This window comes from Arthrobacter sp. TB 26, from assembly GCF_000427315.1.
In the GTDB taxonomy this organism is placed as follows: Bacteria; Actinomycetota; Actinomycetes; order Actinomycetales; family Micrococcaceae; genus Arthrobacter.
The window spans coordinates 1-9,498 of record NZ_AUPJ01000399.1; the positions used below are offsets into that span (position 1 = coordinate 1).

At 68.5% G+C, this 9,498-nt stretch carries 8 protein-coding genes and 2 pseudogenes; 8 read left to right on the forward strand and 2 right to left on the reverse strand.

What is annotated here, in order from left to right; translation table 11 throughout:
- From K789_RS0115505 to K789_RS0115515, 3 genes are all read left to right on the forward strand, one after another.
- Positions 1–921 (forward strand): Bug family tripartite tricarboxylate transporter substrate binding protein (locus K789_RS0115505; RefSeq protein ID WP_024367552.1); only part of this gene is annotated, 921 nt, incomplete at its 5' end.
- Between the two features lie 2 nt (positions 922–923).
- Complete coding sequence (locus tag K789_RS0115510) at positions 924–1,445, forward strand: tripartite tricarboxylate transporter TctB family protein (protein WP_024367553.1); 522 nt, start codon at positions 924–926, stop codon at positions 1,443–1,445.
- Complete coding sequence (locus K789_RS0115515; RefSeq protein ID WP_024367554.1) at positions 1,438–2,970, forward strand: tripartite tricarboxylate transporter permease; 1,533 nt, start codon at positions 1,438–1,440, stop codon at positions 2,968–2,970. The genes K789_RS0115510 and K789_RS0115515 overlap by 8 nt, the downstream gene beginning before the upstream one ends.
- Positions 2,971–3,024: 54 nt before the next feature.
- On the opposite strand, the gene K789_RS0115520 is transcribed toward K789_RS0115515, so the two are convergent.
- Positions 3,025–4,524: a lipase maturation factor family protein gene (locus K789_RS0115520; RefSeq protein ID WP_024367555.1), complete on the reverse strand. Its 1,500-nt coding sequence runs from the start codon at positions 4,522–4,524 to the stop codon at positions 3,025–3,027.
- A 142-nt stretch (positions 4,525–4,666) separates the two neighbouring features.
- Here K789_RS0115520 and dxr point away from each other — a divergent pair.
- Both dxr and K789_RS0115530 read left to right on the forward strand, forming a co-directional pair.
- Positions 4,667–5,850, forward strand: a pseudogene (gene dxr / locus K789_RS23280) (1-deoxy-D-xylulose-5-phosphate reductoisomerase).
- Between the two features lie 18 nt (positions 5,851–5,868).
- A complete protein-coding gene (locus tag K789_RS0115530; RefSeq protein ID WP_024367556.1) occupies positions 5,869–7,200 on the forward strand; it encodes a M50 family metallopeptidase in 1,332 nt (443 codons plus the stop codon).
- Here K789_RS0115530 and K789_RS0115535 read toward each other — a convergent pair.
- Positions 7,184–7,651 carry a hypothetical protein gene (locus K789_RS0115535; protein ID WP_024367557.1) on the reverse strand — a complete coding sequence of 156 codons (468 nt, stop codon included), beginning with the start codon at positions 7,649–7,651 and terminating at the stop codon, positions 7,184–7,186. The genes K789_RS0115530 and K789_RS0115535 overlap by 17 nt on opposite strands.
- Before the next feature lie 250 nt (positions 7,652–7,901).
- Here K789_RS0115535 and K789_RS0115540 point away from each other — a divergent pair, with 250 nt between their 5' ends.
- The 3 genes and pseudogenes from K789_RS0115540 to K789_RS26245 form a co-directional block, all read left to right on the forward strand.
- Positions 7,902–8,675, forward strand: a complete 774-nt coding sequence (locus tag K789_RS0115540) for a hypothetical protein (protein ID WP_024367558.1) — start codon at positions 7,902–7,904, stop codon at positions 8,673–8,675.
- Positions 8,672–9,166 (forward strand): hypothetical protein, encoded by a 495-nt coding sequence (locus tag K789_RS0115545; protein ID WP_024367559.1) that lies wholly within the window; start codon positions 8,672–8,674, stop codon positions 9,164–9,166. The genes K789_RS0115540 and K789_RS0115545 overlap by 4 nt, the downstream gene beginning before the upstream one ends.
- 70 nt (positions 9,167–9,236) lie before the next feature.
- Positions 9,237–9,470: pseudogene (locus K789_RS26245) on the forward strand (YciI family protein); the annotation flags it as partial.
- Positions 9,471–9,498: the final 28 nt, after the last annotated feature.

Genomic DNA, 9,498 nt, shown 5'->3' on the forward strand with positions numbered 1-9,498 from the left:
GGCGCGGCAGCAGGCCAGAGCGCGGCCGCCGACCCGATCAAGAAGCTCAGCATCATCGTTCCCGCGAACCCGGGCGGCGGCTGGGACCAGACCGGCCGTGCCATCCAGGCCGACCTGCAGTCCAACAAGCTCGTCACCTCCGCCCAGGTCAGCAACATCGGCGGCGGCGGCGGAACCAACGGCCTCGCCAAGCTGGCCACCGAAAAGGACGCCAATACGCTGATGGTGATGGGCTACGTCATGGTCGGTGCCGTGGAAACCAACGCCGCCAAGACCCGGCTGGAAGACACCACCCCCATTGCGCGCCTGACCGAAGAGCCGCTGGTCCTGGTGGTCCCGGCGTCGTCCACGTACCAGTCGGTCCAGGACCTCGTGGATGACATCAAGGCCAACGGCAAGGGTGTCGCGATCACCGGCGGCTCAGCGGGCGGCGCGGACCACATCCTGGCCGGCCAAATCCTGAAGTCCCAGGGCATCGCCTCCGACAAGCTCAACTACATCGGCTACTCCGGCGGCGGCGAATCGATCGCTGCACTGCTCGGCAACAAGGTCCAGGCCGGCATCTCCGGCGTGGGGGAGTACGCCGAGCAGGTCAAGGCCGGCAAGGTCCGGGCGCTCGCCGTCTCCGGCACGTCCGAGGCCCCGGCCCTGCCGGGCGTCAAGCCGCTCAAGGACCAGGGCATCGACGTCGTGCTGACCAACTGGCGCGGCGTCGTCGCACCGGGTTCCATTGATGACGCGCAGAAGGCGAAGCTGACCGAGGTTGTCACCAAGCTGCACAGCTCCGAAGCCTGGAAAGCAACCCTGGCCAAGAACAACTGGGATGATGCCTTCCTCGCCGGCGACGGGTTCAAGACCTTCCTCACGGAGGACATCGCCAAGGTCAAGACCACGCTGACCGAGATCGGACTGGTCAAGTAACAATGTCCGTCCAAGTCAGCACGCCCGCCAAGCGGCCCACGGGGGAGATCCTTTTCGCCCTGGTGTTCGTGAGCGTGGGCGCAGCAGGCCTCCTGGCGGCGGGGTCCATCCCGATCCCGCCGTCGGAGACCGGCATCGGCCCGCGGGCCTTCCCCTACATCGTGTGCGCCATGCTGGTGCTCGTCGGCACGGGCATCGTGGCCCAGGTGTTCCGCGGCAAGGTGGGCGAGGCCGAGGAAAGCGAAGACCTCGACGTCACCGCCAAGACCGACTGGTTGGCCCTGGCGAAACTCGTGGGCTTCGTGGTCCTCCACATCTTCCTGATCGAACCGGCCGGCTGGCCCGTTGCCGCGGCCGTGCTGTTCAGCGGGGCGGCGTGGTCCCTCGAGGCGAAGCCGCTCTGGAAGGCAGTCATCATTTCCGTGGTGCTGGCGCTCGTGCTGCAGTACGTCTTCGGCGGGCTGCTGGGCGTGTCCCTGCCGCCGGGACCCCTGCTTGAGGGGGTGCCGTTCTTCCATGGATAGCTTCATGATGCTCCTGGAGGGCTTCTCGACGGCGCTCCAGCCGGTCTACCTGCTCTACGCCCTGGGCGGCGTGTTCGTCGGCACCGCCGTCGGCGTGCTGCCCGGCATCGGCCCGGCGATGACCGTGGCGCTGCTGATGCCCATCACTTATGCGCTGGATCCCGCGGCAGCCCTGATCGTGTTTGCCGGCATCTACTACGGCGGCATGTACGGCGGTTCCACCACCTCCATCCTGCTCAACACACCGGGCGAGTCGTCCTCGATCGTCACGGCGCTCGAGGGCAACAAGATGGCCAAGGCGGGCCGGGGCGCGGCGGCACTGGCGACGGCGGCGATCGGCTCGTTCGTCGCCGGCACCATTGCGACCGTGCTGCTGTCCTTCCTGGCGCCCGTGGTCGCGGAACTGGCCGTGGGCCTGGGCCCCGTGGACTATGTGGCCCTGATGGTGGTGGCATTCCTCACCGTCGGTGCCCTGCTGGGCGCCTCCGTGCTGCGCGGCCTCGCCTCCCTGGCACTGGGGCTGTTCATCGGGATGATCGGCATCGATGACAGCACCGCGCAACAGCGTTTCACCTTCGACAACCCCACGCTGGTGGACGGGATCGACATGGTCCTCGTCGCCGTGGGCCTTTTCGCCCTCGGTGAGGCCCTGTACGTGGCGTCGAAGCTGCGGCACGGCCCGGTCGAGGTCATCCCGGTCAGCAAGGGCAAAAACGCCTGGCTGTCCAAGGAGGACTGGAAGCGGTCGTGGAAGCCGTGGCTGCGGGGCACCTTCATCGGGTTCCCCATCGGCACGGTACCGGCCGGCGGCGCGGACGTCTCCACCTTCCTGTCCTACGCCGCGGAACGGAAACTGGCCAAGGGCGCGAACAAGGCACAGTTCGGCAAGGGCGCCATCGAGGGTGTCGCAGGTCCGGAAGCGGCGAACAACGCCGCTGCGGCCGGCGTCCTGGTCCCGCTGCTGACGCTCGGAATTCCGACGACGGCGACCGCGGCCATGATGCTCACTGCCTTCCAGCGCTACCAGATCCAGCCCGGGCCCCTGCTCTTCGAGAACCAGGGCGCATTGGTGTGGACCCTGATCGCCTCGCTGTACGTGGGCAACCTGATGCTGCTCGTGCTGAACCTGCCCCTGGTCGGGCTCTGGGTGAAGATCCTGCAGATCCCGCGGCCCTACCTGTACGCGGGCATCCTGGTCTTCGCGGCCCTGGGCGCTTTCTCGGTGAACTTCGCCGCAGCCGACGTCGGTATCCTCCTGGTGGTCGGCATCCTGGGCTACTTCATGCGCCGCTACGGCTACCCCGTGGCGCCCATGGTGGTGGCGATGATCCTCGGGCCGATGTTCGAAGTGCAGCTGCGGCGTTCGCTGCAGCTCTCCCAGAACGACCCCACGGCGCTGTTCTCTTCGCCGTTCGCCGTGGTGGTCTACGTCTCCATGGCGCTGATCTTCGTGGGCTCCTGGTGGCTCCGCCGCCGCCAGGCCTCGTTGGAGGCCCTGCCGGTGAAGGACGAGGTGTCCGTCTAGGCAGGGTGGAGGGGTGCCCGGGCGAGTGCCCGGGCACCTCAGTCCCCAGACACCTCAGTTCCCGGGCGGCAGGGACAGCGGCGGAATGGACTCGTCCAGCAGCATCCGGATCCAGCGCTGGCCGGTGGCACGGAACTCCGCCCGGGTGGCAAAGCGGTACAGGTAGCTGCTGGCCCGCACCCAGCGGGGCCGGGCGCCGTCGAACGGATCATGCCGCAGCAGGCGCAGGGTGGGCCGGTCGGCCTCCAGCAGTTTGGCCAGGAAGGCGTAGAACCATTGCTCGTGCACGGTGCGCAGCGGCAGGAACCACATCAGCCAGTCGAGGCGCAGGTGGTAGGGCGCCCACTGGCGCGGGATCCGGCGGACCTCGCCGGGCTTTCCGCGGAAACCGTATTCCCGCCAGTCCGCCGTGTCGTCGGGCTCCGCGGCGAGGGTTCCTTCCACCACGATTTCGATCCGCTGCTTCGTGACCGTGCCGAAGGCGCCATAGGTGTTCCCCAGCTGCCAGCGGTTGAAGGCGGCGTTCATCAGCTGGTAGTGGGAGAACAGGTTCTCGATCGGGCGGTAGCTGAGCACCACAAGCAGCACGGTGGCGACCAGGACCACCACAAGCCACGCGACGGGCGCCTGGCTGCCCGCTGACACAGCGTCAGCGTCAGCTGCACCTGCCGCCCCGGTGCCGGCCGCCGCCGGGTGCCAGTCGAGCGGGATCGCCGGGATGACGGCATGCGCCACGGGATCACTGACCGCGGCAAAGGCGAGCAGGATCGCCATCCAGTTCAGCCAGGCGAAGTTCCCGCTCGCCACCAGCCAGAGCTGCGTAAAGATGATGATGCCCGCCGCCACACTGGCCAGCGGCTGCGGGGCAAAGAGGAAGAAGGGCACCACCAGCTGCGCAAAATGGTTGCCCAGGACCTCCGCCCGGTGCCACGGCTTCGGCAGCAAGTGGGCCTGCCGGCTGAGCGGCCCGGGCATCGGCTGGGTCTCGTGGTGGTAGTCGAGGGCGGTCAGGTCACGCCACTCCCGGCCGCCGCGGATCTTGATCATGCCGGCGCCAAATTCCAGCCGGAACACCAGCCAGGCCAGCAGGATCAGGATGGTCCGCGGCGGGGGAGTCTGGTCCGAGCCGAGGAACGCCACAATGAACCCGGCCTCGAGCAGCAGCATCTCCCAGCCGAAGCCGTAGAAGGTTTGCCCCACATTCACGATCGACATGTACAACAGCCACAGTGCCAGGAACGCCAGCAGGGGAACCCATGGCGGGCCAATCTGGGGCAGGCCGAGGACGACCGCGGCGGCAATTGCCATCCCGGCCCAGCACACCGTGCGCAGCAGCCGGTCCGTGTAGCGCCAGCTGAACAGGGTGGGCCTGCGCAGCCGGCTGGAGCGTGCCAGGAACTCCGGCACCGGCAACAGCCCGCGCTCGCCGAGGAGGGCGGGAAACTGGTTGAGTGAGGACAGGAAGGCCACAAAATAGAGCATGGCGATGCCGCGCTGCAGCACCTGCCGGGCGAACTCGTACTCCGGCGCGTCAAACCAGGCCGTCCACTCCACGATCCCCACGTTACGCCTCGGGACGCAGCACCATGCAGACGCCGAGTGGGCACTTCGCGGCAGTGTTTCGCGCAAACACTGCCGTGACATGCCACCTCGACGGGAGATCCGAGCACCGAACCCGGTACGGGATACTTAAACCATGCAGCCGCGCAAGATCGTCCTCCTCGGGTCCACCGGTTCCATCGGCACACAGGCGCTTGACGTCGTCGACGGCGCCCCGCACCTTTTCGAGGTCGTCGCGCTCAGCGCGGGCGGCGGCAACCTCGAACTCCTGGCCCGGCAGGCCGTCCACACCCGTGCCCGGGCCGTCGGCGCCGCCACCGGCGACGCGAAGGCCCTGCAGACGCTGATCGACGACGCCGCCGGCGCGGNGGCGTGACGGGCTACCGCCCCGAGATCATCACCGGACCGGACGCCTCCACCCGGATCGCGGAGATCGAAGCCGACGTGGTGCTCAACGGGATCACCGGATCCATCGGCCTGGCCCCCACCCTCGCCGCACTCAAATCCGGCGCCACCCTGGCCCTGGCCAACAAGGAATCCCTGATCGTCGGCGGCGCCCTGGTCAAGGCCGCGGCACGCGCGGGCCAGATCGTCCCGGTCGACTCCGAACACTCCGCCATCGCCCAGTGCCTGCGCTCCGGCACCACGGCCGAGGTGGACCGGCTGATCCTGACGGCATCCGGCGGGCCGTTCCGCGGCAAGACCCGCGAGGAGCTGCACGATGTGTCCCCGCAGGACGCCCTCGCCCACCCCACCTGGGACATGGGCCTCATGGTCACCACCAACTCCGCCAGCCTGGTCAACAAGGGCCTGGAAGTGATCGAGGCGCACCTGCTCTTCGACATCCCGCTCGACCGGATCGACGTCGTGGTCCACCCGCAGTCCGTGGTCCACTCCATGGTCCAGTTCATCGACGGCTCCACGATCGCCCAGGCCTCCCCGCCGGACATGCGCCTGCCCATCGCCCTGGGCCTCGGCTGGCCGGACCGGGTGCCGAAGTCCGCCCGGGCCTGCGACTGGACCCAGGCCACCAGCTGGACCTTCGAGCCCCTCGACACCGTGGCGTTCCCCGCCGTCGGGCTGGCGAAGGATGCCGCGAAGCAGGGCAGCACGTACCCGGCCGTCTTCAATGCCGCGAACGAGGAGGCCGTCATGGCCTTCCATGCCGGCCGGATCCGGTTCACCGACATCGTCGATACCATCGAAGCAGTCCTCAGCGAACACACAGGGTCCTCCGGGCTGACGGTGGAGTCCGTGCTGGATGCTGAAAGATGGGCACGCGCCCGCACCCACGAACGTTTAGCCGTCAGAAGCGTCTAGGAAGCAGCAGATCGAAGTATGAGTCCCGTCCTCCTCTTTATCCTCGGTGTCGTCTTTGTGGCGATCGGCATCGCCGTGTCCATTGCCCTCCACGAGGTGGGCCACCTGCTGCCCGCCAAGCTGTTCAAGGTCCGCGTCACCAAGTACATGATCGGCTTTGGGCCCACGCTCTGGTCCCGCAAGAAGGGTGAGACCGAGTACGGCTTCAAGGCCATCCCGCTGGGCGGCTTTGTCTCCATGATCGGCATGTACCCGCCGAACAAGGAGGACGGCACGGTCCGTCCGTCAAGCACCGGCATGTTCCAGTCGCTCGCCTCGGACGCCCGCTCCCTGGCCCACGAGGAAGTCGGCCCCGCCGACGGGAACCGCGTCTTTTACAAACTCCCGGTCTGGAAAAAGATCATCATCATGCTCGGCGGACCGGCCATGAACATGCTGATCGGACTGGTGCTGACGGCCGTCCTGCTGATGGGCTTCGGCATGGCCACCCAGACCACCACGATCGCCGACGTCTCCAAATGCCAGGTGAAGGCCGGCGAAACCGTGGACCCGGACTCCGCCGACTGCAAGCCCACCCCCGCCGCCGCCGCGGGCCTGTTGCCCAACGACGTCATCACCTCCTTCGACGGCAAGCCCGTGACCAGCTGGGACGAACTCACCGGCTGGATCCGCGCGTCCGCGGACAAGCAGGTCACCATCACGGTGGAGCGCGACGGCGTCCCGGTCACCACCGCCGTCACCCCGGTCCTCTCCGCCCGTCCCGTGATGGGCGACGACGGCCGCCAGGCCAAGGCCGCCGACGGCGCCCTCCAGTACCAGGACGTCGGCTTCCTGGGCATCGGTGCGCAGACCGCGCTTGTGCCGCAGCCGGCGTCGACGGTTCTGCCGATGGCGGGTGAGAACATCAAGCAGATCGCCGGCGTCGTCGTGAACCTCCCGGCGCGCGTCGTTGGTGTCGCGAAGGCGGCGTTCAGCGAAGAGCCCCGCGACCCCAACGGACCCATCAGCGTGGTCGGGGTGGGGCGCGTGGCCGGCGAGGTCGCGGCGATGGAGCAGGTGCCGATGCAGTCCCGGGTCGCCACCCTGGTGGGGCTGCTGGCCGGGCTCAACTTCGCCCTGGCCGTCTTCAACCTCATTCCGCTGCTGCCGCTCGACGGCGGCCATGTGGCCGGCGCGCTGTACGAAGGGGCGCGGCGCAGGATCGCCAAGCTCTTCGGCCGCCCGGATCCCGGCGCGTTCGACATCGCCAAGCTGCTCCCGGTCACCTACGTGGTGGCGGTGCTGCTGATGGGCATGGGCGCCCTGCTGATCTACGCGGACATCGTCAAGCCCGTCAACCTCTTCGGCTGACGCCGCGGCCCTCCGGCCTGCGGAAATGTCCGGCAAGGTTCAGGGCGGTGTTGACGCAAAACAGGACCAGGAAGACGGACCACGCGAGGCGCTGGCCGTCCCAGAGCGGCCACCACAGGAACATCTGTGCCCAGAAGTACAGGGCCACGTAGGGGATCAACAGTCCCGGCCTGGGCGGTGACCGCCATTCCACCCGGCGCCAGAGATCCAGGTAGCTGCCGAAGAGCGACCAGCCGCCGAGCAGGAGCGGGCCCACATACAGCCGCCAGGACTGCCCTCCGGTGAGGAACCAGAGGCCGAGCGGAAGTCCGAGCCCGGCGACGGCGTAGGCGAGCCAGCCCAGGCGGTCGGCGAGTCCGGGACGCCAGCGCCGGGCGGCGAAGAAAGCGGCGAGCACGGCCTGGGAACCGAGGCCGAAAACGATGAACGCCGCTTCCGTTGGTGTCGGCACCGGCCCACCTCCGCGGCATCGTTGTTGCTGTGCCCCCAGACTGGCCCGGCGCCAGGGAGCTGTCAACGGCTCGGCTGTCCGGCCCTTAGCCCTGCGCTCCGGGGGTACGGTGAGCCCCGGCAGCCTGAGCTGCGTAAGCGGCGGTCTAGCCGGATGGCGCTGATTTGTCCGTATCAGCTTATTTTGGCTTATTTTTAGTAATCAGTTGAAAATGATTGATTCTGTAAGATCAGCCCTTTAGGGTGGGGCTATGTACGTGATGACAATCGACCAGCGGGGAAGCAGTACCGACGTCGACCGCGTCCCGGGACTCCTGGCGGAACTGGCCGGGCTCTCCACAGCCGGACGCTTCGAGCGTTCCGTGGGTGACGAGGTCCAGGGGGTCGTGCAGCGCCCCGACGAAGTCGTGGACATCGCCCTGCACGCCCTGCGCAGCGGCCGCTGGTACGTGGGAATCGGCGTGGGTGCGGTGGACCTGCCGCTGCCGGCCAGCCCGCGGGAAGGGTCGGGGCCGGCCTTCGTTGCGGCGCGCGTGGCCGTCGAGAAGGCCAAGTCCGGGGCTGCCCATGTACCAATCGCCGTCGTCTCCGGCGGCCTGCGCAGGGGAGAGGCCGCACCCTCGCCCGCTGGCTCTGCCGGCTCACGCGCCTGCGCCAATGCGGAGGCGGTGCTGCGCCTGATCGGTCGCCTGGTCCAGGACCGGACGGCCGCTCAGTGGAAGGTCGTAGATGTGCTGCGCGCGGTGCAGCACGGCCACTCCGGCACACACGGGACGCAGAAAATCGCTGCCCAGGAACTGGGAATCACCGAACAATCGGTGAGCCGTGCACTGCTGCGCTCCGGCTGGCAGGAAGAATGGGCGGCGCGGCCCGCGGCGGAAATGCTACTGGCCTTCGCCCACGGAGTCATCACCGGAAACGACGACGCCCGCGGACAGCCCACGGACCGGTCCGCGGACCTGGACCCAACCCCAAGCCGGCACGCGGACCCGCGCACCCCGGACAGTATGGAAGGAGACCGGTGAACGCCCTCTGGATCACCCTGACACTGCTCATCGCCGGATTTGCCGGCTGGCCCGTCACGGCCCTGGTCTTCCGGCTCGCCCGGACCATCGATGACCGGCAGGACGCCGGCGCCGGTGCTGCCGACCCGGCGGCCGACCCGGCGGCGGATGTCACCGTTGATCCCTCGGCCACGAGTGACACCCCGGTCACCATGGCCACCGCAGCCACAGCTGCCCCGGCAGCAGGCACCGCGGCCGCCTCGGTCAGCAGCGTCCGGATCCTGCGCGGCGGCGCGATCATCGGCGTGCTGGAACGCCTCGCGGTCTGCCTCGCAATCCTCGCCGGCGAGCCGGTCGCCATCGCCTATGTGGTCGCGATCAAGGGCCTGGGCCGCTTTGCCGAGCTGAAGGAGACCCCGGTTGCCGCAGAGCGGTTCATCATCGGCACCCTTACCTCGCTGCTGTGGGCGGCCGGCGTCGCGGCCCTGGCCAAGGTGCTCGTCCTCGGCTGACGCCGCCGCTCCAGCCAGCCCGCCAGGCGCCCGGATGGGTACCTGGCCGGCGGGGCGATAGTGTATCCGTATGACTGTTTTTGCTGTTGAGTACGTATACGACGCCGAATCCTCCGAAGCCCGCGATGCCACCCGCCCGGCCCACCGCGAATGGACCGCAGGACTCGCCCAGGAAGGAACGCTGCTCGCCAGCGGCCCCTACGGTGACGGCGCCGGTGCGCTGCTTGTCTTCAAGGCCGCCGATGAGCAGGCCCTGAACGAGGTCCTCAAGCAGGACCCCTTCGCCGCCGCCGGCGCCATCTCCGGCACCCGCACCACGGCGTGGGCTCCCG

Excerpts from the sequence above, each read along its gene's own strand:
- K789_RS0115510 (WP_024367553.1), top strand. The coding sequence starts at position 924 with ATGTCCGTCCAAGTCAGCACGCCCGCCAAGCGGCCCACGGGGGAGATC.
- K789_RS0115540 (WP_024367558.1), top strand. The coding sequence starts at position 7,902 with ATGTACGTGATGACAATCGACCAGCGGGGAAGCAGTACCGACGTCGAC.
- K789_RS0115515 (WP_024367554.1), top strand. The coding sequence starts at position 1,438 with ATGGATAGCTTCATGATGCTCCTGGAGGGCTTCTCGACGGCGCTCCAG.
- K789_RS0115530 (WP_024367556.1), top strand. The coding sequence starts at position 5,869 with ATGAGTCCCGTCCTCCTCTTTATCCTCGGTGTCGTCTTTGTGGCGATC.